Here is a 24,657-nt window from a genome sequence, read left to right as displayed (position 1 = left end):
AATCCACCACTGTTTACTTTGGCAGTTCCTTTAAAGCCTTTCTCCTTATTTCCTCCATGGCCTTTCGTTTAGATTCCAGTATCGAGGAATACTCCTTGTTCAGCTGGTCCTGAATCTCCTTCATTTTTTCATCAAGTCTCTTGTTAAGATTTGAAATAAAGGGATTAGCGTCCATCTCCTCTCCTCCTCTGTAAGATCCTTCTTGTGACTTTAAGCCTAACGAATTCCTCCCTGCTCCTGTCATTTAGAATTGATCTAATGTATTTCACCGAGTTGTTGTAGAAGGGAAGTATTGAGGTGTCTATGGCGTTGATTAGGCGCTGGGTTCTTCTGAGCTCGGCAACAAGCGATCTGATGGTTGACTCAAGCTCCACAAGTTTGATGACCTTAATCATGGTCTCCCTCATCCTGTCGTAAGCCTCGGAAAGGTAGGGAGAGGTTTCAACTTCGCTGAAGGGTTTTGGGGGAATGCTGGTTTCACTAAGTTCGGTGATGGGAATCTTGACTCCGAAGATGACCTTAGTGGAGCTTTTTAACTGAAGTGAACTGGTCTGAGAATTGGCTATGGTCTCTATGTTCCCAATACCTTCATCAACAACGGCCTTCATGTAGCTGTCATAGACTACCTTCAAAGCCTCGTTAACCTCGTTGTAGATCTTCTCGTACTCGTTTACGTAAGTCCTCAGATAAATGAGAAGAACTTCCCTCTTGTTCTCCAATAGCCTCTTGATTACTCTGATGAGCTTGAGCTGATTCCTCATGCTGATGAGGTTTATCTTTGTGGGGAGTACCCTCCTAGAGCTCATTTCTTACCACGGTAGGCTGGATGATACTTCTTGATAAAGTCCACCTTCACGTTTGTGAGCTCCCTCTCTGGCAGAATGGAGAGGACCTCCCATCCAATATCTAGAGTGGTCTCTATATCCCTGTTTTCGTTAACCCCTTGACTTACGAATTTCCTTTCAAAGGCATCACCGAACATTAGATACTTCTTGTCTGTGTCAGAAAGGCTATCCTCTCCAATGATCGCTGCAAGCCCTCTTGTGTCAACGGCCTTTGCATAGGCCGCAAACAACTGGTTGGACACGTCCTTGTGGTCATCCCTGGTCTTCCCCTCACCTATTCCATCCTTGGCGAGCCTTGACAGGCTCATGAGAACATTGATTGGTGGATAGATTCCCTTGTTATACAGGCTCCTGTCCAAGGTAATCTGACCCTCGGTGATGTAACCTGTCAGGTCTGGAATTGGATGAGTTATGTCATCGTTTGGCATTGTCAGGATAGGCATCTGGGTTATGGATCCCTTCTTTCCCACGACCTTCCCAGCCCTCTCGTATGTCTGGGCTAGATCGGTGTACATGTAACCGGGATAGCCACCTCTACCAGGTACTTCCTCCTTTGAGGCACTTATCTCCCTGAGCGCTTCGCAGTAGTTGGTCATGTCAATCAGAATTGCCAAGACGTGCATGTCCTGTTCAAAGGCTAGATACTCCGCAAGGGTGAGGGCGGTCTTGGGGGTGAGCGTCTTCATAACTGGAGGCTCGTTTGCCAGACTCATGATCAGGGCTACCCTGTTTATTGCCCCTGTCTCTTCAAAGAACTTCCTGAAAAACAGTGCCTCGTCATATCTCACTCCAATGGCACCGAAGACCACAGCGAAGTTGCTCTCCTCTCCCCTAACCGTTGCCTGCTTGGCTATTTGCGCTGCGAGAATGTTTGCAGGCAGACCGCTCCCGCTGAAGATTGGAAGCTTCTGACCTCTGAGCAGTGAGTTCAGGCCATCAATCGCGGAGATACCGGTCTGTATGAACTCCTCAGGATAGTCCCTGACTGCAGGGTTCAGCGGTTCGCCGTTGATGTCCCTCTTTTCGCCCTTTATCACCATGGGGCCATTATCCAGAGGATCACCCAGGGGGTTGAAAATCCTTCCCAGCATCTCCTCCGATATCTTTACCTCAAGTCCCCTACCCAGGAATCTCACAGTGGTTCCAACTGGAGATATTCCCCTGGTTCCCTCAAAGACCTGCACTACGGAAATTCCCTTCTGACTATCTACGACAATTCCTCTTCTCTTCTCGCCATTGGGCATCTCAACCTCAACTAGCTCGTTATAGGCGGAGTCAGCAACGCCCTGAACCATTACCAGAGGACCCTTAATCATGGAAATATTTGAGTACTCCCTCACATTCATGGAAGACTCCATTAAGCACCAGCCTCCTTCAAGAGTTCATCGAACTGAGCTTTTAACTTGTTCTCTAGTTCGTCATATTTCTGAAGTTCGTCGTTCTTTATGGTGGCCTTTGATCTAATTATGTCAGGGACTACAGTTATTTTGTCAGCGATCTTCTTCACTGGTATCCCTCTCTCCACAGCGTTGGTGGCGTACTGGTTATAGTGATAGATCAGTTTCATAATCCTGGCCTGCTTCTGAGGCGAAGAGAAAGCGTCAATGTCGTCATAGGCATTCTGCTTCAGGAAAGCTTCCTTGATGAGTCTGGCTACCTCTAGGGTCAGCTTATCCTTCTCCGCGAGGGACTCTGGACCCACCAGCCTAACGATTTGCTTCAGCTCATCCTCTCGAAGAAGGGTCCTCACCATGAAGTCCCTCATTATCCTCCAGTCTGGATCAACGTTCTTAATCCACCAGTCAGACACTAGGTCCACATAGGACGAGAAACCCTGGAGCCAGTTAACTGCCGGATAATGCCTGGCCTGAGCCAGGGACACGTCCAATGGCCAGAATACCCTGACGAATCTTAGTGTAGTGCTGGTAACTGGCTCGGTGAAGTCTCCTCCAGGCGGTGAAACGGCAGAAGCCAAGGTAACTGAGCCGAACCTCTCCGGGTTACCAAGCGCTCTAACCCTTCCTGCCCTCTCGTAGTACTCGGCAATTCTGGAGGAAAGATAGCTTGGGAATCCCTCCTCCGCCGGCATCTCCTCCATTCTACCTCCCAGATCCCTAAGGGCTTCAGCCCATCTGGAGGTAGAGTCGGCAACCGTGAGCACGTCATATCCCTGGTCCCTGAAATACTCAGCCAAGGTCACCCCAACGTAAATGCTTGCTTCCCTGGCAGCAACGGGCATGTTACTGGTGTTTGCCACAAGGACTGTCCTTTCCAGAAGGGGCCTCCCTGTCCATGGGTCCTTGAGCTTGGGGAAGCTTCTCAGTTCGTCGGTCATCTCGTTACCTCTCTCTCCGCATCCAACGTAAATTACAATTTTTGCCTCGCTCCATTTGGAAAGGCTCTGCAGGGTTACCGTTTTCCCACTCCCGAAGGGTCCTGGAATGGCTGCAGTACCTCCCTTAGCCATGGGAAATATGGTATCTAGGATTCTGACACCAGTGAGCAGTGGTTGAGTGGGATCCAGTTTCTCCTTGAATGGCCTGGGAACTCTGACAGGCCATTTCTGCATCATTTTCACTGGAACTTCGTCGCCATTCATGTCCACAATGGCCACGTTATCCTCTACCCTGTAGTCGCCCTCTGTGACAATTTCCTTTAACTTTCCGTGAACGTAAGGAGGAACCAGTATCCTGTGCTCCACCAGCCCAGTCTCCTGCACTGTTCCCAGGATATCACCTGGTTCAACCTTATCGCCCTTCTTAATCTTGGGAACGAAGTGCCACTTCTTTTCCCTGTTCAGCGTGGGTAACTTTATTCCCCTCTTGATGAAGGGTGACTTGGTAACCTCCTTTATTTCTCCCAGGGGTCTAAGCAATCCGTCAAAAAGTTGCCCCAGAAGGCCAGGACCTAGCTCCACGGAAAGCGGAGCCCCGCTTCCCACAACTGGCTCTCCAGGCCTTATACCGCTTGTATCCTCATATACCTGAATGTAGGCCCTGTCCCCTTCAATCCTTGTGATTTCGCCCACCAGTCTGGGTTCACCAACCTCAACAACTTCAAACATCTGGGCATCCTTCATACCCTCGGCCACAACCAGTGGCCCGTTCACCCTAGCAACTTTACCCTGTGCCATCTTACATCTCACCGAATAGAATCTCAGCTATCTTAGGTTTTAGTGACTCAAAAACTTGATCCAGTATCAGGTTTAGGGAGTAATCCCTCACTAGCCCAACGTCTGGGTACTGTATCTTGACTCCTCCCATGATCTTTGGGTCTGACTTGACCTCGGCCTTAACCTTCAATCCCTTCACTATCTTCTGGACCTGATCCACTTCATCCTGAGAGCAGTAAATAATGGAGCCGTCCCTCGCCTCCCTTCTGAGAACAGACTCTATGCCCTGTCTATACCCCTGGGAACTCTTAACCTTCCCCAGGGACTTGACTGTGCCCTCATAAACCTTGTTCAGCCAGTAGTTCTTCTCGCTAAGAACTGCCCTCTTAACCTCAATATCCAGCCTAGCCCTCTCCCCCTCTATCTCCTCCTTGGCCTTTGTCACCATGTCCTGGATCTTGGCAGTGTACGTTTTTTCTACACTGTCTCTCTTTTGCTTTATCATGTTAAGTGCCTCCTCAAGGGCCTTACTTAATTCCTTGCTTATGACCTGCATTTCCGTGTCGATCACCTGTTCCATCAATTCCTCTACAGAGACCATACCATCACCCGAATCCCAGAGCCTTTAAAACCATCTTCTTGACGTCAATAGGTTTGGATTCCGAGAACGGAGAGGGTATGATAGTTACCAGTGGTTTAGTGAGATTTGAAATCATTGAGTCCACCTTCTCCTTGACTGGCTCGTACACATCCCTGGTTATTAACACAAGGTCCACGTCGTCCCTCTTCTTCACGGAATCAATCTCCTTCTCCAAGTTAAGGGGATCCTCAATCACTTCCCCTTCCGTTCCCATCATTTTAAAAAGAGAAACCGTATACCTGTCTCCAAGCAGCAATATTTTACCCATGACGTGCTCTCATTTGCTATGAAGATTAAATATTTTTAAGATATAGCTCATACTACTCCCGATAGTGTATTGATCTTTCCTGAAAACATGGTAAAAGTAGAAATTATATCACCAGTTGACCAAAAAGATAAGGTAGCCACAGAGATCCTAAAGTTCGGGAAAATAGAGGTAATAGAGCCAGCCCACCCTATCTCAAACGTGAGGTTCGAGGACGCCAGAAGGGAACTAACGGCAGTTCAGGAACACGTCAATAAGATCAGGTTAATCATGGAGATAGCGGGTACTCCCCTGGAGCCCAGGGGAAGGATGAAGGTGGACTCGTCCTGGACTGACGTGGCCAAGAAGCTTTCAGAGGAGGCGTCTCTGGAGGAGTTCAGATATAAGGAACTACTGGAGGAGATAGGAAAACTCAAGGGCGAGATCGACCTGTATCAGGCACAGCTCAGGGAACTGGAGCCTTTCAGCGGAATTGCCACTGACCTTTCCACCCTTTACTCGCTGGAGACGTTGGATGTGGCCCTAGCCGTTCTGACGCCTGAACAGCTTAACAAGGTGAGACAGAACAAGGACATAGCAGTGGAGACATCCTCACTAAAGGATGGTAAGTACGCTTGCGTTCTCATCTCTAGGAGGAATGTGATATCCCTTGATCAGGTATTGAAGGAGCTAGGAGTTAGAAGATTTGAAACAGGTGAGGGGAAATCCCCCTACGAGGTATACAAGGTTATAAGCGAGAGGATAGGGGAACTGAGGAAAATTCTGGAGGAGACCAGAAGTAGTCTAATTAAGAAGATTAGGGAAAACGAGAGGGAGTTCAGTGAGCTATATGGAAAACTTCTCACAGTGAGAGATGCGCTCACCCTGCTTTCCAAGGGGAGAGTATCGGAACATTTCTTCCAGGTAGAAGGTTACGTTCCTGAGAGGGACTGGAAAAAACTTAAGTCGTCACTGGATCAGGTTGCGTTGACTGAGAGCGCCAATCCAAGGAGGTTTGGAGAGGAGGAGGAACCTCCCACGTATATCCGTCTTCCCAAGAGCATTTCGGCAATAGAGTCTGTCGTGGAAATTTACGGTACACCTTCATACTGGGAGATCTCTCCGCTGGTGTTCCTAGTCATAACCTTCCCCCTCCTGTTCGGTTTGATGTTCCCGGATGTGGGAAATGCCCTTGTACTTCTGATCTTTGCGATCTTCTTCCACAGATACGGCGTTAAGAAGGGAAGCAACAATATCAAGAACCTTTCCCTTATCCTAGGTTACTCCTCCGTGGTTGCCATGATAACAGGTTTCCTGGCGAGGGACTTCTTCGGTCCTCTACCCGTGGGCGGTCTCAAGGAGATGGGTATAGCCAACGTGAGCGGTCCCCTGGACAGTGTGTGGCCAGTTCCAGTGAGCGTAACTGAGGCACTCTCACCTCTGCTTCCCTTCGGTGAGTACAGCACCAGCACCTCAATCGAACACACGATAATCCTCTCCATACTGCTGGGAGCAATAGCTCTCTTCGTTAGCTCTCTCCTGGGAGTAGTAAACGCCGTGAAGAAGAGGGACCCTGAATTCCTCGTGTTTGAGAAACTACCCCTCCTGGTGCTTTACACAGTACCTCTGGTGATATTCGGGTATGGTGTGACCGATCCTTCCCACTATTTCAGTACCGTTGGAGTGCTTCTTGGCGACATCCTGCAGAACCTGCTGAGCGGTATACATCCCAACCTGAGCAACCCCACCTCTGCCCTAGCTTACGGGCTGATAGTGTGGGTTGAGATAGGTCTTATCTACAACTGGATCGCCAAGGCAATAGTCCTGAAGAGACACGATCATGCGTCCACAGGGAGCGCCCTCGCCATGGGATTCATTGAGGGAGGCTTTGAGGCTGCCATTCTCCTGTTATCAAACACAATATCCTTCATAAGAATTCTAGTGTTCGCATTGGCTCACTATTACCTTCTCTACGCCTTCTCCTACATGGCATACCTAGTGGTGGGACATCCAAGCCTCTTCGCGCTGGGCACCAACCCCGCTTCAATAATCATTCTGATAATAGGTAACCTTCTGGCAATTGGACTGGAAGGACTGGTGGTGTTCATACAAGATATGAGGCTTCACTTCTACGAAATGTTCAGCAAGTTCTATGAGGGAAGAGGGAAAAAGTTTGAGCCACTAGTGGCATCGGTGGAGCTGGCTACTTAAGAAGAGCAGGTCTTCTTTTTTCTACTTCCTTTCTCACTTTTTCCAGAATCTCGTTAAGGTTCTTTTCAAACTCGGGTGGAAGCTTCTTGAACACCGGCGTTGGTTTTCCAACAATGTGACCGGGTTTAAGGGGTTCCTTGGCGTTGTCCCAGCTTTCCTGTGTGATATCAAGCCCCAGCTGGTCGTAAATCATCTTGGCCTTCTCGGGGATAACTGGGTATAGCATGAGGGCTATTGCCCTGATTGCAGAGCTTGCCACGAAAAGGGTATTGGAGGCATCCTCCACGTCCGTCTTTATCTTATCCCATGGGGCCTTCTCGTTGAGGTAAGCGTTGGTTTCCCTGGCTAGCTCCAGAACAAGCTCTGTTCCGCCCTTCAGTTTTCCCTTCTCAAACATGGAACTAACGTTATCCAAGGTCTGCCCTATCCTGGAAAGCAATTTCCTGTCTACCTCCCCCAGGTTCCTGGGTTCAGGTATCTTCCCCTGGAAGTATCTGTTCACCATTGTTATCACCCTGTTCACGAGGTTACCAACATCGTCATTGAGTTCGCTATTCACTATCCTTGTCGCCTCAGTCCAAGTGAAGTTCATGTCCTTCTCCTCCGGTCTCATCCTGATGAGAAGAAATCTCCAATAATCGACTTCCATGATAAGGGGAGCCTCGTCTATCCAGATTCCTATCTTCCTACTTTTGCTGAACTTCTGTCCCTCGTACATGAGATACTCCGTGGCAGCTATCACCGTGGGAAGGGCATAATTCTTCTCTGAAGCGAGCAACATGGCTGGTAGAATCACGGCGTGAAATGGGATGTTGTCCTTACCAATGAAGTAGTAACTTCTCACCTTCCCGTTCTCCCAAAATTCCCTCCACCTCTCCGTCTCGCCTCTCCTCTGGAAGTACTCCAGGGTAGCAGAGAGATAGCCCAGAAGGGCCTCAAACCACACGTAAATGGTCTTTCCCTCTGCACCGGGGAAGGGAGCGGGAATTCCCCACGAGTTGTCCCTGGTCAGGCTTCTGGGTTTCAATCCCTCGTTCACCCAGCTGAGCGCAGTACCCTTCACGTTCTCCGGCATATCGGGAGAGGAGGTTATCCACTCCCTGATGGACTCGGAGAAGGGCCTAAGGTCAAAGAACCAGTGTTTGGTCTTCCTGTTCACGGGAGGAGTTCCGCAGATGGCACACCTTGGATTAATGAGAAGGGATGGGGTCAACAATCTACCGCAACGGTCACACTGATCCCCCCTGGCGTCCTCAAAACCGCAGTAGGGGCAGGTTCCCTTCACGAACCTGTCTGGAAGAAATAGCTTATCCTTTTCACAGTAGGGAAGTTCCTCCTCTTCCACCTTGATATACTTGCTAACTCCCAGAAGGAACTCCTTCACGAAGCTCTTATGAACCTCTGACTCTGTCCTTGTGTAGTTGTCAAAGCTAATGTTCCAGGTCTTGAGAAACAGTTCAGTATCATACTCGTGAGCCTGATCAGTGAGGGACTTGGGACTTACTCCCCTCTTTATTGCCTCAATCTCTATGGGAGTTCCATGCTCGTCACTCCCGCTCACGAAAACCACGTTCTCCTTTCCGTACTTAAGTCTGGCGTAACGGGCGAAGACGTCCGCTGAAAGGATTGAGCCTATGAGGTTGCCAAGATGGGGAACTGACTGAACGTAGGGCCAGGCCGATGCCACTAGAATCTTCAAGTAATCACCCTAACAGATTCACCTAGTTCACTTATTAAAGGAATTCACAAATACTCCATTGAATTGGTGCTTGACTACAACAAGTATCCCTTCATGGTTTCTGTGGACGAGGTAATAAAAAGGGAGAACGCAGTAGACCTTTATACCCTTCTCACTACGGACGGAAGGGCCATAAGAGATGCCAAGAGCAGGATAAGGGACATAGTCACGGGAAAGGAGGTTAAGAGGCTAAAGGAGTACACCTCTCCCCAGCTGACGTTCTTTGCAGAGCTCCTGGTCCTAGGAGTGTTAAACGACAGGAGAACCACTGAGAGGGTTCTGAGAAGGGAGGTGGAGCTCTTCATGAAGGACCTTCAGAAGGAGGAGGATGGGGACCTTCTCGCTGTCTTCAAGTGGTTAGGACTTAACGTCAGGCTTTCCTCCCTGAAGTATCACGAGAGAGTCAAGGGGGACAGGACGGTGACCAAGAAGCTGGACTACGCCCTCCATTTCCTGGAGTATCTAAGGGCCATAAAGGGGAGTAAGGACCTCTCCCTGACACAGAGAATAGTACACGGAGGATACGTGTACATGGATAGACCCACTCTCCTCAGGTTGTTGGGTTTCAACCTCCTGAGAAGGTTAAGGGAAACCGTGAAGCCCATTCCCATGGAGGAAGTCCCTGAAACGCTCGTGGACATAATAATGATGAGGGGTGGAAAAACTCCCCCATGTATAAGGGCACTCCAGGAGAAGAGGGAAAGAACCCCACAGGAGGCCCTGGTTCTGGCAGTTTATATGGCCAACACGGGATCCAGCATAGACTCCATAGCCCTGGTCCTGGAGAAAAGCGGGGACGAGAACCCCATGGAACAGGTCAGGAAGATCTTCAGGGAAAAGATTGTGGTGTACTCCTGTCCAAAAATGAAGGAGCTTGGGTTGTGCGTTTCTGACTGTAAGACTAGATCTCCCCTGCAGTTCTATTACGGGAGCGCCGACATTACCAAGTGAAATCTCTGGCCCAAAGTTACCAGGGATGCCCCCAGCAACCCGTAAAAAAGCACAGTTGATACTACGGGTACTAGGGGGAGAAAGAGAAGAATTAATCCCACCAGGATCAACCTCTCCCCCCTCTCTATCAGTCCCTTCCCCTCTGCCTTTATCCCCAGTGACTCTGCCTTGGCTCTCAGATAGGATATGGTCAGGGAGATCCCCACGAGCAGTGCGGTAAATATGGAAGGGAAACCTAGCAGAACAAGGGAGGCTATGAACACGGTGTCCTCAAGCCTGTCAAAGGAGGAGTCCAGAAAGCTACCCTTTGGCCCCGCAAGGCCCCTCATTCTGGCCACCTCTCCGTCAAGGGCATCAAACAGGGAAGAGATAGCTAAGGTCACTAGACCAAGAAGGGGATTTCTGGTGAAATAGATCACCCCTAGATAAACCAGGGAAAGGGCCAGCCCCATAGTCGTGACCTGATTTCCTGTGAAGCCTGCCTTTACTAGGGCAGAAGCTATTGGCCTGAGAACCTTCTTGGATGCACTTCTCAGATTTGTAATCATGGTACCACTACCGTTTTAAGCTGTGGAGTACGTTGAGAGTTGGTCACAATGAAAGCTAAAAAACTGATCCTAGTTACATCTGAATCCCACCCCAATCACAAGGGTTTTCTAAGCATAGCGGAGTCCATAGCAAAGGAGTTTAACCTGGAACTAGAAACCAAGTTGGAAGACTACGCATTTCTCTCAGACTACGGGGAGAAGGACGAGTTTGGGATGAGCTGGTTACCTCAACTTCTGGTTCAACTGGAGGACGGAAGGATCTATCCAATCCTGACTCAAATGCCCATTGGCAAGGACATAAAGCCGGATCCCGAGGCAGGAAGGCAAGAGGCAATTAACAAAATTAAAAATCTCGTCTCATGAAGATTACCTTAGTGAGATAATTGAGCACACCACATAGGGAGATTCCACACGTTCCATATGTGCCAACTCCAGAGAAGGTAGTGCTGAAAATGCTGGAAATTGCCAAGGTAGGTCCTGAAGACATTGTTTATGACCTGGGATGCGGTGATGGGAGGATAATCATTGCTGCGGTCAAGAATTTTGGGGCCAAGAAGGCTGTGGGAGTTGACTTAAGCGACGAAAGACTCAAGGAAGCGGAACAGAACGCCATTCAGAACGGAGTTAAGGATAAGATTGAGTTGAGGAAGAACAACTTTCTAGACGAGGACGTATCTAACGCCACTGTGGTTACCCTCTTCCTCCTGACCAATGCCAACGAACTGCTGAAACCCAAGTTTGAGAAGGAGCTCAAGCCTGGAACGAGGGTTGTTTCCCACGAATTTGAAATGAAGGGCTGGAAGCCAAAGGAGGTCATCAAGGTGGAGGACGGTAACATGCACCACTTGGTCTACCTTTACGTAATAGGTGAGCATCAGTGAAGGTCCTCGTACTTAAGAGCGAGTCAGGAAAGGTTACCTCTGACAGTGTTGAGGAAGGAGAAATAGGTGAAGTTGTCAGGAAAACAGCAGAGAGAGCACTTAAGGAGTGGAATGAGCTCACCTCCGACTTCATCATCATGAGAGATTCTCAGGAGGCCAGGATACCATTACCCCTTAAACCTGACATGTATGAGAAGATGAAGAATTTCCTTACGGGAAAGGACAAGACTTCTGCCATACTAAAGTTGCCAATTTTCATCATAAGCTTTGAGAACCAGTGGAAAGAGGAGAACTTCCAGGATAAGAGGGTGTACGTCATCTCCTATTATATAAATGATGAACTGAAAAAGGAATTGACGGATTACGCAGCGCAGGTCACTTCAGAGGAAGAGGAGAAAGAGGAAGAAATGGAAGAAGAGGACGAGGACTTAGAGGAGTAAAAGTGGTGATGTTTTTGAACTTGCAGGTCTCAACGTGATTGTAAAATCCTGTTGACTTGCGTTAGCACCTTCCACCTCAAGTCTTGAAGAACGCGTCTATGGACGTTGTTGACTCGATCCTATCCCAGCTCACATTGAAGCTCTTCAACAACTGCTCAAAGGTGCTTCTCACACTCTCGTAATATTTATCCACGTCAATTTCCGAAAGCTTGGCTAACTGAACAGGTTTCACTCCCTCCTTCGTTTTCACCTTCACGAAACTGATTATATCCCTTGACATGACCTGTACGTTCATCTCCGCCAACTGGGCTGCAGCCTTAACGTGTTGCGGAGTGTTCTTCTCGTATGACTTCACGTCCCTGGATAGCATTACCCTGAAAGCTAGCTCGTCAAGGTTATACTCCTTCATCTTCAGTTTTCTGTACACTTCCTTGACCTGAGCCGTAAGGTCCTGGATAGCCTTCTCCAGCTCCTCCTGTGTCTGGACCTTGGCAAGTCTAGCCTTAGCCTCATTAAAGGCCTGCTTCAGGAACTCAGGGGTGTTCCTTTTCTTGGCCAGCATGCCCTTTATGTCAACCTTGGAATCCTTGAATACACCAAAATAGTTCTTCTTCAGCCCGGAGAAAGCAATGAACCTGTAGGTTTTGTCCACCTCAAGATCAAGGCCAAAGTTTTGTCTGGTCCACTCCACCAGCTTATCCAGTTTTTCCTTGTCTGGCTGATGGATGAAGAGAGAATCGGTGTCCCCATACACGACCTTAAGCCCCAGTTTATTGGCCATTTCCTTTGTGGACGTGATCACATACCTACCAAGGGCTGTAACGCTCTCGGCAACTGCAGGGGCATAAAGGGGGAAAGTTTCTGCGCCGAACACGCCGTAGGTCGCATTGATGAACACCTTCATACCCCTCTGTACCACGTCATAGAGCATCTTCCTTTCCTCGTCAATATTACTCTGCTTCCCCTTCTTCTTGTAGATCTTTACCCTAAAGTCCCTAAGCAGTCCCGTGACCACTGCAGTTATTCCTGGCCTATCCACGCATACCTCGTGGATCTTGGCACCACTTTCGTCCCTTATGTCCCTCTTCTTATTACATTCCTTCACGTCAACGGTTTCGTAACTCAGGTTCCAGTTCCTGATAATTGAGGGATACAGTGAGGCGAAGTCCAGAACCACAACGTCAAAGTAAACTCCCACAGGTGGATCTATCACCACCGCTCCCTTGTACCCCTTACCCTTGATAATTGCAGCCGTCTTGAGCCCAGAGGAACGCTCGAGGATTTCCTCCTTGAGGGGGATCAACCAGTTCCTCTTCCTGTGCTCCCAGTAATAGAGGTTCTTAACCCAAGCTGATATTTCAGTTCTGGTCAGCTCCTCAATGCCCAGTTTGGATATCCTAGAGAACAGGACAATGAGCTTCCACACCAGTTCGTTATTGAACGTGGTCAGTTTCAGTGTGATTTCCGAGTCCCTGTAGTTATACTCCACGAGTTTAGACGCATTGAGGTCGCTGATGGACTCGTCCAGCTTAACCTTGGAGAGCCCCAGAAGGGCTTGCGCCACCGTGTCAAGGTTGTATTCCGAGTACCTCCCCTCGAATGCATAGTTCCTGACTGCCTTATTGAAGAAGAACCTGTACAGATCTATGTGAAATCCATACCTGAACTTGGCATCGGGTTTCTTCCCAAAACCCGAAATCTCAAAGGGAATTTCCTCCGGAAAGAGCCCGAGCTTCAAACCTCTAAATATGAGATAGGGGACATCGAAGTCGTCGCCGTTGAAGGTAAGAACCATGGGATAGTCCTTGAGGACCTCAAACAACTTGGAGAGAAGCTCCTTCTCAGTGTTGAAAACCTCGACTTTCACCTCCTGGTTCTGTATGGGGCCCTCTCCCCTATCCAGCACCAGAACCAGCTTAAGGCCGTCGCTCCCCGCAAGTGCCACGCTTATCACTGGGTACTCAGCCTTGGTTGGGTCGGGCACCCTACCCATCATGGGAGTATATACTTCTATATCCAACGCTACCCTCTTCACTGACGGAATCTCGGACTCGAAAAGTGGGGCCCAGTCTAGCGCCATCTCCTGGGCTATCTGATCTGCGTCCTTGAATGCCTCTTTCACTTCCCTGGCGTCAACCTCTGGCTTAAGGGGAACAAGCCTCCCCTTCTTTACCACGTAGGGCATCCCCGGTATAAGGCTGAAATCGTAAATGTAATTGTTAAAATACTTAATATGTGCCTCATAAGCCCTTGGAACGTGATCCCTCAGCCGTCTGACGGCAAGTGGATCGTTCACCACAATCTTGGTCAGGTTGATGGGTTTCCAAGTGTAGGGATCTATCTTGGTGATCCTTTCTATTCTAACAAATGATTCATCCTTCACGATCTTGGGTATTTTCTGAATCTGATCAGGTTCTAAGTCCACAAGGAAGTACGATTTGTGACCCGTATTATCGTAAAGAACGTGTAGCTCACCCGTCTCAGGATCATAAAGCTTGCACAATGCCTTACCCACTTTACCGTCATAGTCCACAGATAGAAGGAAGTATCTCCTCTCCTCCTGAGCCTGTTTGACTGCTTCCTGCCTGATTCTGGCTGGCCTCTCCAGGACCCTCTCCTCCTGTTTTTCCTCTTGCTTGACGGGTTCCTCCCTTCCGGTTGTCGAGAAGTCAGTAAGGGTGAGCTGTCTAGCCATTATAATTATATCGGGTCAAAGTTCTTTAAACCTTAGAGGTTAAGAGGGACTAGAGGAAAAAGGGAGATCCGTCTTAGGGTAATCCTGTTTTCAGCTGATTTGGAAAACTCTAGAAAGTGATTCCATGACCACAAGGGCAGAGATCCAATGAAGGGTAAGGAGGTTATCCTCAGCGGACCCGCCGGGATTTGAACCCGGGACCTAAGGCTCCGCAGGCCTTCGCTCTGTCCTGGCTGAGCCACGGGTCCTTTCCTTCCACTGTGGGGGCTCTGTCCCCACATCCCCATTTCTCCTTGCAGAAAGATAAAAGTTTACCATGCCAATTAAGGAAGTGAGATACCCTTTTCCCTCACTGTTCATATCTCTTAAACATAAACGTTGTACCTCTATTTTCTCTCGCGAAAGATCATGTCATGATTTTTATCTCCCTTCATTTCTAAGCCAAGTATGTATCAATTAACGTTTACGTTTCAGTGATTTAAGAACGATAGCAATGCGAAGTAGCCTTACCTGAATCGGTACACTCTCAATTAAACCAAGGACTGTTATCACGGCACCATGAGTGTGACTCAACCTTAATACCGTGTCATACCCAATTACTGAACTTAATATATTTTCTTGAACCAATAAAGGGAAAATTTAAAAGATTACTTTATAAGACATACTTGTGAGAATTTCGTTTCCAGTTCAGAGCAAACATGAACCAGATATAATAGTGGCGTTGTTTTCTGACCCAAAGTTCTTCTTTGAAACGCTTCTACAATTCAAAATAATGGGGTTTGAAAATCAAAACAACTTCTTCATTTACGGAGAGCTAACTTCACTTCTCTCGCTTGTTGACATAGAAGCTAAAGTTACTAGGTATGTTTCCAATGCTGGGGTTATTTATGTTCTTAGCGTGGCTCCTGGACTAGTTAAGTTACCGCCTGGAAAGGAACTTGATAGATCCTTCAAACCTACTCCACCAAAGGGTAATGGTAAGATTACCGTGAACAAAACAGGTTCCTCAATCAATATTGAATTCGACTATGAGGGAGAGAGGGAAAAGACGATAGTTAATTCACTCGCTAAAAAATTTAAGTCGATAAAGAACATTGACGATATTATTTGGAAGGAAAGAGTGTCCAGACATATGTAAAAGTTAACTTAAGGACTTCTTTCTTTTTAAATGGCTTATCCATGATTATCCTAACAATGAATGTATTAATGGTAGTAGGCTCATCTACAGCCAATATAGAGATTTGTTAAAAAAAAACTTAAGTTTTGAAAGAAAACTAGATTAATGTGGATGTCCTATAGATGGTAAACCTTTGATTACATCAATAGCTCTATCCACAGGAATAGCAAGGTATGATCGTGTCTTCACTGTACCTCTACTGTTAAGCTCTATCATTGCTTTTAGAAATTTCTCAGCATCTTCTACCTCGACGATATTTATGAAGTCTATATCACCAAACAATAGGTACTGTTCTTTAACCTTAGCACCTACCTTCATCAATTCCTCATTTAGCATCTTAATCCTTTCAGGTCTCTCTGCAATAGTTTCAGCACCTTTCTCCGTAAGGTTTGAAATAACTACGAATATCATTGCTATGATAATGTAAACTGTGGAAGAATATAAACTATTCATATTAATCCAGTAAAATAGTAAAAGCCAATAAAAGATTGAGTATTTTGAATCAAAAAAGAAATATATCACATAAAGATATTTTAGTAATAATAGCCTGAACTTCCTGAGGAACTCATAGTTGAGCTCGATACTAGCTCTGGCAATGTTAATACCCAAGGCACTGGCTTAACGAAGGACAGATTCACTACCACTCCGTTACCAACTAGTAGTGGGTCGTGGAATATGTAAGTGTTCATTCCGTTCTTGGAACCCCATGTCCACATCTGCGCTCCCATACTTGGAGTAGTGATGATGGTAATGAAGGGCTTTGACGCTGTGTAAGAGAACGTCACGTTACCATTTACCGCATATGCAAATACCAGTGAAGGTACCTGTCCGGACTCGGGTGAGGTAACGTTCTGTGGATCATAGAACACAACTGAGAAGTTATAGTTACTGAGCTGTCCCACAGGTGTATTTATTGTGGTACCGGGCTGAACCACGGTGATTATATTCCCTGCAACTATGACTCCTCCCTGCTGGGAGTTGATAACCTCAGTATAAGCATTAATGGGCGTGAGACCGTAAACCGTGGATACCTTCACAGAGGACTGAGGTGCCACTGGTCCCTGTGGTGTCTCGCCAGCCTCGAATATCCATATTACAGGCTTGAAGAACTGGATGTTAACCATTACGCCGTTACCGTATATCCAGTGATCCGCGAACTTGTATGACCCTCCGACGTAAGTGGTACCGTTAAATTTGCCACCGAACCAAGTCCAACTTGTCCACGTGTTTGGTGCGTACACCACGGTTATTGCTGGATCTGGTCCTTTAGTGCTGTTCACCAGGGAGTACGCTGGGGATATTCGCCCGTTGATTGCAAAGGCAAACGCGTAGGTTGGGGTTAGGTTGTTGTAGTCCGGTGCTGGAGGTAGTACTGCCTGGGTGCTGAGTAGAATGAGTGAGAAGTTGTAAAGGCTCGACATATTTCCATTGGGCAGTAGAGCGTAAGTTCCGGGCTTGACTATGGTCATCACAGGTCCAACCTTGAGAATTGCCCCCTGAGTAGCGTTGACTGTAACCGTTTGCTCACCTATCACGTTGAACGTGGGAGTATTGAGGTTGTAGTATACGGTATCACTCATTGTTGGTACTTGTGTTACAGTCCATGTCTGCTTCACTATCTGCCATTCACCAGCAGTGGAGTTGTACATGAGATAGGATACCATATTCACATGGATGTCATATATTCCAGGGAATCCAGGCTGTCCCTGATTCACGAACAGCATGAACGGTGTGTCGTTGGCTACGACCTCTGCCATTCCTGGATTGGTGGAGTTAAGTATCACGTGAACTTGCAGAGGAATTGCAGTACCATTGGGCAGTAGGTTCTGGGAGTACTCCATCACGAATATGGAGTAGCTGTCCCATGTGTTAAAGAAGTTCTCTATTGAGGAGAGGCCAGAGTATGTTCCGTTCTTGAGACCTAGAGGCAGTTGGCCTGTGATGGTGAGGGTAGCGCCAGGTGAGAAGTACTGGGCCGTGACTTGACCTGGGAACTCCGCTCCCAAACCGTTAATCTCAGATAGCACCTCTGAGAGGGCGGTCCACTGGGCTAGGGCGTGCTGGGATGGATAACCCGCTATCACGGTGGAGGGCGGTACTTCATTTCCCATCCACGTTAACTTGGTGATCAGGGGAGTTCCCTGTATGTACTGGACAGTGAGAGTTATTGACGCATTGAACACCTGCAGATAGATTGGATCGTTGGTGGGAGCGACGAAGTACTGTATCACGGTAGATATCTGGTAGGTGTTATTGTTCATGGGAGTTATGGTGGGCAGAGCGGTGGTGTAGAAGTAGACAGTCTCGTAGTTGCTGAAGAAGGAGCTCAACCATGTCTGATTGAAGGAGCTGTAGGAGTAGGTTCCGGGGAAGGGTGTACCCATTATAGTGGCGGAGAAGTTGGTGGCCAAGTAGGGAGTTACGTCAGCAAAGCTCTCAATGGCTATTCCATCCCAGAATTTGAATGCCGTATCCAGCGCCGCTCCCTCCTTGTAGGAGGCACCGCCTGTACTTATCTGAGATAGAAGTTGTTGATACATTTGCTTGTACATGGTGTAATTGCTCTCCGCCTGGTTGAACATGGAGAGATACATCATGTAGAGGTTAGCGTACTTTGAGGCATTTTGCTCAGCGGAGGCGAGCTGTGTCTTGTAAGTCTGCAGGGATGAGTTGAGGGACGCTATCTCTGAGGAAAGGGAGGAGATGGTCTTGTTCTGTTGACTTACCGTGCTCTGGAGAGATGAGTAGGAACTTTGAAGAGAGGCTAGAGATCCCGATGCAGTTGAGTATTCGTAAAAACCGACCACTGAAGCTATGAGGAGGACTATTATGGCTATGGAGAATCCTACAATTTTACCATCCATATTAGATCTAACTGCACGTCTTGAAAAGGCTTAAAAAGGATTTACCCAAATCTCGTTTTTCCTCATTGTGAAAAACCTGAATAGAAAAGTCTGTCAGGAGATCAGACCTCACACGGAAACCATCACATATCAGGCCGGGGTTCACTCATCACTTCAGGGCTTGAAGGAAACTGATGAGGCGAGCCCTAGTATCTCCACTCACTTTACCGTTATACCCCTTAAAGTAATGGGAGCATACCTGAGGTGGAGATCCTCCTATTCCCTTCTCCTTCAGTATCTTGGCCAGCCTTATCAGGTCTAAGAGGGGAGCCACAGCGTTGGGGCCGTCAAGGCTCTTCATGGAGACATCTATTCTCACCTTCGCACCCAGGGCGTACTCTCCCTCAATCACCATGTAACTCACCCTTCTGTCCCCAAGGAACTCTACGTAATCCGAGGTTCCAGCTACCACCTCCACACCGTCCTGTTGGCTGGATATGTAGGAGGATTTAATCCTCTTCTTGAGCTCCTTTCTTGAGTCCTCAAGGGTAACAAGGGTCTCCGTGGTACCCGAGATATCTATCTGATAGGATCTGGTAACCTTAACTCCCCTCTCTGTGAGGAAGTTGATTATCCCAGCGTGTAGAGCAGTTCCACCTATCTGACTTATTAGATCGTCCCCGAGAAGCGGTAACCCTGCGGACCTGAACTTCTCTCCAAATAGTTCCACCAGGGGAGCTGGGGAAGCGTTAACCAGGGAAGAGCCTGCCTCCAACGAAGTGGTGGCGTAATACTCACTTGCCCTCTCAACTCCTGTTGGTAAAAGGTTAACCACTACATCGACCCTGTTCTCCTTAAGAACTGACTTAACGTCAACCGGTTTCTCCTTGGACTCCTCTATTACCTTTCCCAGAATTCCTTCGACTCCATCGAGGGTAGGTCCCCTCAACACAATCACATCTGAATTCACGTCCACATACTTTCCCACGACGTTGGGCTTCTCGAAGATGGCCTGAGATAGTCTCTTGCCCACCTTTCTCTCGTCAATGTCAAACGCAGTAACTATCTCTATGTCCTCAGGTTTGTATTCAAGGTCGAGTATTCCTGGTATAACTCCGCCCTGCTTAACGTATTCCACACCCTGAACTAGAGACGACGCTACGTTCCCTACGCCCACTAGACCAACTCTTATCAACTGAACACCACCAGCACCAGGGGAGCCAATATTCCCACTACAATACTGAGAACTGCAGCAATTATAACACTGTTCCTCTCGCCGGACCTTACAACCTTCACTGAACCCTCCCTGAACATCTCCCTGATAACAGGTATATAGTAACCCGCAGACGCTGCACTGTTAATCACGGCTATAACCACTAACCACGGAAGAGAATAGGCAGACTCGAACAGGAACAGTTTCCCCCAGAAACCTAGGATAGGGGGTATTCCCAGTAAGCTTAGAAGGAGTATCGTGGATGAGGCAGCTAGGGCTCTATCACCCTTAGCTAGACCCCTGAGGCCCTCCAGATTTGTGGTGCCTGTCAGTTTCTCCAAGTGACCTAGGAAGTTGAACAGACCTGCCTGGGCGATAACATAGGCTAGAATTTGAGTGAATATTCCTGCCTCCGCCAGCGCTGTGTTAACCTGAATCACGGCGAAGCCTATGAGTATGAAACCGACCTGGGCGATACTGCTGAAGGAAAGGATGGAGGCGACGTCATTCCTGGAGAAGGCAACTATGTTCCCCACAACCATACTGAGGATCGAGATCGTCACAAACAGCGCTATCACTGCTATTTCCTCCTCATAGCTGGGATCGCCCAATGTGAGAATCCTGAGAAGGGGTACAATACCCACCAGCTTACCCACGCTGGACACGAAGGAGATGGAGCCCCTATCGGCCATGGTGTAAACGTCCGGTAACCAACCCTGGAAGGGAAAGGCCCCTATCTTGAACAGGAAGGACATTGAAAGCAGGGCTATGCCCAGGATCAGAAGGTCAGGGTAACTCAGAGACGAATACGCCAGCGATAGGGTTCCAGTGGCAACAACGTATGCAGCGAAGCCCAGTATCATGAAGGAGGACGAAACAAGGCCCAGGATCAGATACTTCATACCTGCGTCCACTGATTTCCTGTCCTTCCTTAACATGGTGATTGCGTAGGTGGCTGCAGAGGAGATCGCCCAGCCCGTGAGTATTATGAGAACGTCATAGGCAAAGGACATGTAGATTACACCCAAGTCCGTTAACATCATTAGGGAGAGCATGGAGGACCTTGTCTTCCAATCCCTCATATGTCCTCCCAGTCCTGCAAGGGCTATCAGGGTACCCACCAACGTAACCATGGAAAGAAGGTAACCGGGGACGTCTAGGTACAGGGAGCCAGTGAAAATGGAGTAGCCATACATCCTGAGAATCAGGGAGACGCCAAGAACCACAAGTGAAGCCAGCAGGGTTCCTGCAGTTAACCCCAAGGCGCCCTGATATCCCCTATCATCCTTATCCATGAAGAGAACTGTAATGGAGGAGAAAAGGATGAGGATTGAAGGGATAACGACTGGAAGATATGGAGCTAGGTTCATTAGATCACCCCGAACACTAGGAGAACTATAACCATCAAGAGGATCAGACCACCCACGTAAAGGCCAACATAGTCCCTCAGTAGCCCTGTTTGAATGTCCTTGAAGTACTTGTTGCCGGCTGAGATTAACACGGAGGGAAGCTTCACATTGAGGCCCATATCAATGGTACCGTACTCCAGCGCCCTGTACGTGGCCAGTGCACCCCTATACAGGGAGATGCCTAGCCTATCGAGGGCTGGGTAGATGTACCATCCGTAGTAGAGGAAGTTAATGAGGGGTCTCAATCCAGCGTACTTGGCAAAGTCCCTTGGGGACAGGTACACTGCGACAGCTATGGCTATCCCCACAAGGGAAAGTCCAAGTTCCACCAGGTCCAGCCCGAATCCCACAGCGAAGAAGTGGGATGCCATGAACCCAGTGAGAAGGGAGATTGATGCGCCCAGCCCTATGGACGCCAGCACTAGAACCGTTGGAGAGACCAGCATTTCAGGGTAAACGTGTCCCCTTTCCTCCTCGTGGGACTCTCCTCTCCACAGGAAGGTCTTCATCACATACCTTATGATGTATATCGCCCCCAGAAATTCTAGGAAGAGATAGAACACGTTGAGAGGCGGACTGACAGAGGTCAATGAGGAAATGTAGGAGTGTGCCCAGAATCCTATCAGGGGAGGCACGTTGGCAAGGTTAAGTGCAGCTATTAACTGAAGGATAAAGACCCACTTCAATTCCCTGTAAAGCCCTGATGCCGTTCCCATGTACCTCGACTCCGTATAATGGATCACACTACCCGCGTTCATGAACAGGCTAGCCTTGTATATTCCGTGTGCAATCATCTGGATTAGACCAATGGCTATGCCGGAGAAAAGGAGTATTAGATTACCGTCAAGAATTGCTAGAACACCTCCCATGGAGGAGGCGAAAATCATGAGGGAGATCTGATCTGCAGTTGAGTTGGCTAAAACCACCTTCTGCTCATTGGAGACCAGGGCGTTGAAGCTGGTGTAGAGGGCAGTGAAAAGCGATATCCCGGCCATGATGGAGAAGAAGGTCAGGAGGGTGGTCACATCCAGGTTGTTGGCCTGGAAGGCGAGGTAGGGGTAAGTGAGGAAGGTGAACATGGCCCCCAGATTCACCATGGTGGCAGCGTGGATCAGGGCGCTAACTGGGGTTGGACCCGTCATGGCCGTAACCAGCCACTGTGTGAAGGGGAACTGTGCACTCTTTGATAGACCTCCCAGGAAAAGAAGGATCAACATAACCAACCCAAAGGGGAGAGTAGCCATCTCACCCAGCACCTGGAACACTCCAGGCAGGTTTCCAATCTGCGTGAAAAGAAGGGTGGACCCGCTTAGGGTGGAGGTAGACGTCAGGTAAACGAGATATCCCAAGCCCAGCAGTAAGCCCACGTCCCCAACCCTGGTGAATATCATGGCCCTTATCCCGGAGGTCGTGGGTTTGGATAGGAACTCCACGTTGAACACGAACCTGCCCTTGTCCCCGACCACGTTCTTCTCGTTGTCATCTAACCAGTAACTGATTAGGCCGTATGAGGCCAAGCTAGTTCCCTCCCAGCCGGCAATGAAGAGAAGAACGTTATTGGAGAGGACCACAGCTAACATGGAGGATACGAAGAATCCGAAGAATCCCCAGTACCTCCTCAGTACGTTGTCCTCCCTCATGTAACCCACGCTGTAGATTCCTATGAAGAAGGAGAGGGTTGAGACGAAGACCGCTAGAATTGACTGGAGCAGTGAGGAGCTGAAGGAGAGGTAGCCAAACATGGTGTAGAACTGGGAAGGAACGAAGAACGTTCTGTTCAAAATCAGCGTAGATCCCAGGTTCAGCCAGGCTAGGATCATGCTAATGCCCAGCGTGATGTTAACCATCCACCCCCTCACGTCCCTGCTCAGCTTAGATGTGGTGATCAATGCCAGGAGGGAACCCAGTGCTGGAAGGAAGACTATCAGGGGTAGGTAAAGGTCCTGTCCAGAGACGAACTGTATGAAGTTAACGAGTGACTCCACACTAACCTGCGGGAAGAAGAAGAGGACAACGCTGAGTCCTGCCAGGATAAGCATGGGCACGCTATACTCCGCTATTTTGTCCAGAGACACCGGGTTCTGGGGTTTTCCCGCATACACCTTCTTGAAGAGGTAGGTGGCGTAGGCTGAGGAAAGGCCTATGGCTATGAACAGTCCTATGGCCACAACCAAGAACCAGGAAATGCCCACCCTCTGCACCAGCTCCCCTGTGGCAAAGAGGAGGAGTACCTCGCTTATCAATCCCACCGTAGGAGGTAGACCCAGTATGTTCAACAGCCCGAAGAACGAAAGGGTGGTGTGAAGAGGCGAAGTCTGATATAACCCACCCAGCTTCTCTATATCCCTCTCGTGGGCCTCAGTTATATTGGCCCCAGCGCTCATGAAGAGAAGCGCCTTTCCAAAGCCATGGGACACGTAAATTAGGACAGAAGCTATTATCCCAAGGGGAAGACTGTTCAAGCTTAAGGTCAATCCCATCAGGAACGCAACCCCAGCTCCAAGCATCATATACCCCATTTGTGAGACGCTGGAGTACGCCAGGAACCTCTTGAAGTCCCTCTGGGCTAACGCATTAATTCCACCGTATATCATGGTGAGGAGAGCCCATCCCACAAAGATGGGAGCGAGGAACTGCATCCCTGGGAACATGTAGAAATAGAGGATGACCACGAATACGCCCAGTCCCACCATGTTGGGGCTAAGTAGCACGGAAATGGGAGTTGGAGCCTCACCGTGAGCGTAGGGTAACCAGACGTTCACTCCAGCCTGTGCTCCCTTGACCATCATTCCCACCACTGCCAGAAGGAAGATGGCCACAGCGTAACCCACAGTGGAGTAGTCGTGGAACAGGTTCAGGGCAGAGTAAACGTCCATGGAACCTATCTCCAGTCCTATCACAATTATTGACGCGAGCAACAGCACTGTACCCACGTGAGTCCAGATGAAGTAGAGTAGACTTATCCTCCTCCTATCTCCGTAACCGTAGAGCATGATTAGTAGGAAGGAAGTTATCAGGGAAATCTCCAGGAAAATGTAAATCTCCAGGAGGTTGGTGGACAGCACCGTGTAGAGCATTGAGACCGAGAAGAGGGAGTAGAGCCCGAAGAACAGGCCCCAGTTGCCAGAGCCCAGTTCGTGGAACCTTTCCTCCATGTATCTCAGGGAATAGGGGATGGTGAGAATGGTTACCGCAAGAATGGTGATCACGAAGGGAAAGTTCAGGTCCGTCACGGTCAATCCAAAGGAACCAATGGTCTTCGCCACGAAGAAGTTCTCAAACAATCCTTTCCTGAACAGGAAGTATACGTTGAGCGCTATTGCCACTCCCGTCAAGACAGCTGAGGATCTCTTCTCCCTGACGAAAAACACCAGTGACGAGAGCGCAAGGGAAACCACCAGAAGATAGATGCCCAACATTCACTCCACCTCCAGAGTACCCTTTTGCCTATAATACAGGATCACGGAAGCGAACGCCACCACCACCTCAGTCAGGGCCATACCTATGGCGAACACGGAAAAAATCAGCGGGGTATAGGACTTTCCCGCCAGGGAGGACATGGAGAAGATCAGAAGGATTGAAGCGTTAAGGATAATCTCAGAGGACAGGAGCACCCTTATCACGTTCTTGCTGTTCAGTAGCCCATAGATCCCTATGGCCACCAGAAGGCTTGCCACGACCAGTGCCGTATCCACAACTATGGGGTTCAT

21 protein-coding genes and 1 tRNA gene are annotated in these 24,657 nt (G+C 48.7%); 6 read left to right on the top strand and 16 right to left on the bottom strand.

Features of this window, described 5'->3' with window-relative positions; translation table 11 throughout:
• Positions 1 to 13: 13 nt before the first annotated feature.
• From QVC96_RS00910 to QVC96_RS00885, 6 genes are read right to left on the bottom strand one after another with little or no spacing between them, the layout of a single operon-like run.
• Positions 14 to 175 (bottom strand): hypothetical protein, encoded by a 162-nt coding sequence (locus QVC96_RS00910; RefSeq protein WP_238025828.1) that lies wholly within the window; start codon positions 173 to 175, stop codon positions 14 to 16.
• Positions 165 to 806 (bottom strand): V-type ATP synthase subunit D, encoded by a 642-nt coding sequence (locus tag QVC96_RS00905; protein WP_238025829.1) that lies wholly within the window; start codon positions 804 to 806, stop codon positions 165 to 167. The genes QVC96_RS00910 and QVC96_RS00905 overlap by 11 nt, the downstream gene beginning before the upstream one ends.
• The gene (locus QVC96_RS00900; RefSeq protein ID WP_238025830.1) at positions 803 to 2,203 is read right to left on the bottom strand and encodes a V-type ATP synthase subunit B; all 1,401 of its coding nucleotides are present in this window, start codon (positions 2,201 to 2,203) and stop codon (positions 803 to 805) included. The genes QVC96_RS00905 and QVC96_RS00900 overlap by 4 nt, the downstream gene beginning before the upstream one ends.
• On the bottom strand, positions 2,203 to 3,978 hold the full coding sequence (locus QVC96_RS00895) for an ATP synthase subunit A (protein ID WP_287689691.1): 1,776 nt from the start codon (positions 3,976 to 3,978) through the stop codon (positions 2,203 to 2,205). Before QVC96_RS00895 ends, QVC96_RS00900 begins: the two co-directional genes overlap by 1 nt.
• A gap of 1 nt (position 3,979) precedes the next feature.
• Entirely contained in the window at positions 3,980 to 4,558 is a 579-nt protein-coding gene (locus QVC96_RS00890) for a V-type ATP synthase subunit E (RefSeq protein ID WP_287689690.1), read from the bottom strand.
• 4 nt (positions 4,559 to 4,562) lie between these two features.
• Positions 4,563 to 4,865: a V-type ATP synthase subunit F gene (locus QVC96_RS00885; RefSeq protein WP_238025834.1), complete on the bottom strand. Its 303-nt coding sequence runs from the start codon at positions 4,863 to 4,865 to the stop codon at positions 4,563 to 4,565.
• Between the two features lie 69 nt (positions 4,866 to 4,934).
• Between QVC96_RS00885 and QVC96_RS00880 the strand changes: the two genes are divergently transcribed.
• Complete coding sequence (locus QVC96_RS00880; RefSeq protein WP_287689689.1) at positions 4,935 to 7,052, top strand: V-type ATP synthase subunit I; 2,118 nt, start codon at positions 4,935 to 4,937, stop codon at positions 7,050 to 7,052.
• Here the strand turns inward: QVC96_RS00880 and metG are convergent.
• On the bottom strand, positions 7,045 to 8,751 hold the full coding sequence (gene metG, locus QVC96_RS00875) for a methionine--tRNA ligase (RefSeq protein ID WP_287689688.1): 1,707 nt from the start codon (positions 8,749 to 8,751) through the stop codon (positions 7,045 to 7,047). The two genes, QVC96_RS00880 and metG, sit on opposite strands and share 8 nt — an antisense overlap.
• A 66-nt stretch (positions 8,752 to 8,817) precedes the next feature.
• Between metG and priL the strand changes: the two genes are divergently transcribed.
• A complete protein-coding gene (gene priL / locus QVC96_RS00870) occupies positions 8,818 to 9,741 on the top strand; it encodes a DNA primase regulatory subunit PriL (protein ID WP_287690529.1) in 924 nt (307 codons plus the stop codon).
• Here the strand turns inward: priL and pgsA are convergent.
• The gene (pgsA, locus tag QVC96_RS00865) at positions 9,714 to 10,289 is read right to left on the bottom strand and encodes an archaetidylinositol phosphate synthase (RefSeq protein ID WP_287689687.1); all 576 of its coding nucleotides are present in this window, start codon (positions 10,287 to 10,289) and stop codon (positions 9,714 to 9,716) included. The two genes, priL and pgsA, sit on opposite strands and share 28 nt — an antisense overlap.
• A 48-nt stretch (positions 10,290 to 10,337) precedes the next feature.
• On the opposite strand from pgsA, the gene QVC96_RS00860 reads away from it, so the two are divergent.
• The 3 genes from QVC96_RS00860 to QVC96_RS00850 all read left to right on the top strand — a co-directional run bounded on the left by QVC96_RS00860 (position 10,338) and on the right by QVC96_RS00850 (position 11,610).
• Entirely contained in the window at positions 10,338 to 10,652 is a 315-nt protein-coding gene (locus QVC96_RS00860) for a hypothetical protein (protein ID WP_012021837.1), read from the top strand.
• Between the two features lie 89 nt (positions 10,653 to 10,741).
• Positions 10,742 to 11,170 (top strand): protein-lysine N-methyltransferase, encoded by a 429-nt coding sequence (locus tag QVC96_RS00855; RefSeq protein WP_287690528.1) that lies wholly within the window; start codon positions 10,742 to 10,744, stop codon positions 11,168 to 11,170.
• A complete protein-coding gene (locus QVC96_RS00850) occupies positions 11,167 to 11,610 on the top strand; it encodes a DUF2286 domain-containing protein (protein WP_238025839.1) in 444 nt (147 codons plus the stop codon). Before QVC96_RS00855 ends, QVC96_RS00850 begins: the two co-directional genes overlap by 4 nt.
• 76 nt (positions 11,611 to 11,686) lie before the next feature.
• Here the strand turns inward: QVC96_RS00850 and QVC96_RS00845 are convergent, their stop codons facing one another.
• Together QVC96_RS00845 and QVC96_RS00840 are read right to left on the bottom strand one after the other, a co-directional pair.
• A complete protein-coding gene (locus QVC96_RS00845) occupies positions 11,687 to 14,305 on the bottom strand; it encodes a DNA-directed DNA polymerase I (protein ID WP_287689686.1) in 2,619 nt (872 codons plus the stop codon).
• A 173-nt stretch (positions 14,306 to 14,478) separates the two neighbouring features.
• Positions 14,479 to 14,553: transfer RNA gene (locus tag QVC96_RS00840), tRNA-Arg, on the bottom strand.
• A gap of 419 nt (positions 14,554 to 14,972) precedes the next feature.
• Here QVC96_RS00840 and QVC96_RS00835 point away from each other — a divergent pair.
• The gene (locus QVC96_RS00835; RefSeq protein ID WP_287689685.1) at positions 14,973 to 15,443 is read left to right on the top strand and encodes an STK_08120 family protein; all 471 of its coding nucleotides are present in this window, start codon (positions 14,973 to 14,975) and stop codon (positions 15,441 to 15,443) included.
• A gap of 141 nt (positions 15,444 to 15,584) precedes the next feature.
• Here the strand turns inward: QVC96_RS00835 and QVC96_RS00830 are convergent, their stop codons facing one another.
• The 6 genes from QVC96_RS00830 to nuoK form a co-directional block, all read right to left on the bottom strand.
• Positions 15,585 to 15,893 carry a GYD domain-containing protein gene (locus QVC96_RS00830; protein ID WP_287689684.1) on the bottom strand — a complete coding sequence of 103 codons (309 nt, stop codon included), beginning with the start codon at positions 15,891 to 15,893 and terminating at the stop codon, positions 15,585 to 15,587.
• Positions 15,894 to 16,015: 122 nt separating this feature from the next.
• Complete coding sequence (locus tag QVC96_RS00825) at positions 16,016 to 18,346, bottom strand: hypothetical protein (RefSeq protein ID WP_287689683.1); 2,331 nt, start codon at positions 18,344 to 18,346, stop codon at positions 16,016 to 16,018.
• Positions 18,347 to 18,494: 148 nt separating this feature from the next.
• A complete protein-coding gene (locus tag QVC96_RS00820) occupies positions 18,495 to 19,520 on the bottom strand; it encodes an inositol-3-phosphate synthase (protein WP_287689682.1) in 1,026 nt (341 codons plus the stop codon).
• Complete coding sequence (gene nuoN, locus QVC96_RS00815) at positions 19,517 to 20,908, bottom strand: NADH-quinone oxidoreductase subunit NuoN (protein WP_287689681.1); 1,392 nt, start codon at positions 20,906 to 20,908, stop codon at positions 19,517 to 19,519. The genes QVC96_RS00820 and nuoN overlap by 4 nt, the downstream gene beginning before the upstream one ends.
• On the bottom strand, positions 20,908 to 24,366 hold the full coding sequence (locus tag QVC96_RS00810) for a proton-conducting transporter membrane subunit (RefSeq protein WP_287689680.1): 3,459 nt from the start codon (positions 24,364 to 24,366) through the stop codon (positions 20,908 to 20,910). Before QVC96_RS00810 ends, nuoN begins: the two co-directional genes overlap by 1 nt.
• Positions 24,367 to 24,657 carry an NADH-quinone oxidoreductase subunit NuoK gene (nuoK, locus tag QVC96_RS00805; RefSeq protein WP_238025847.1) on the bottom strand — a complete coding sequence of 97 codons (291 nt, stop codon included), beginning with the start codon at positions 24,655 to 24,657 and terminating at the stop codon, positions 24,367 to 24,369.

The organism is Metallosphaera javensis (ex Sakai et al. 2022), assembly GCA_021654415.1.
Taxonomy (GTDB): domain Archaea; phylum Thermoproteota; class Thermoprotei_A; order Sulfolobales; family Sulfolobaceae; genus Metallosphaera; species Metallosphaera javensis.
The sequence above is the reverse complement of the archived record's forward strand: the minus strand, read 5'-3'. Positions and strand labels throughout refer to the sequence as shown.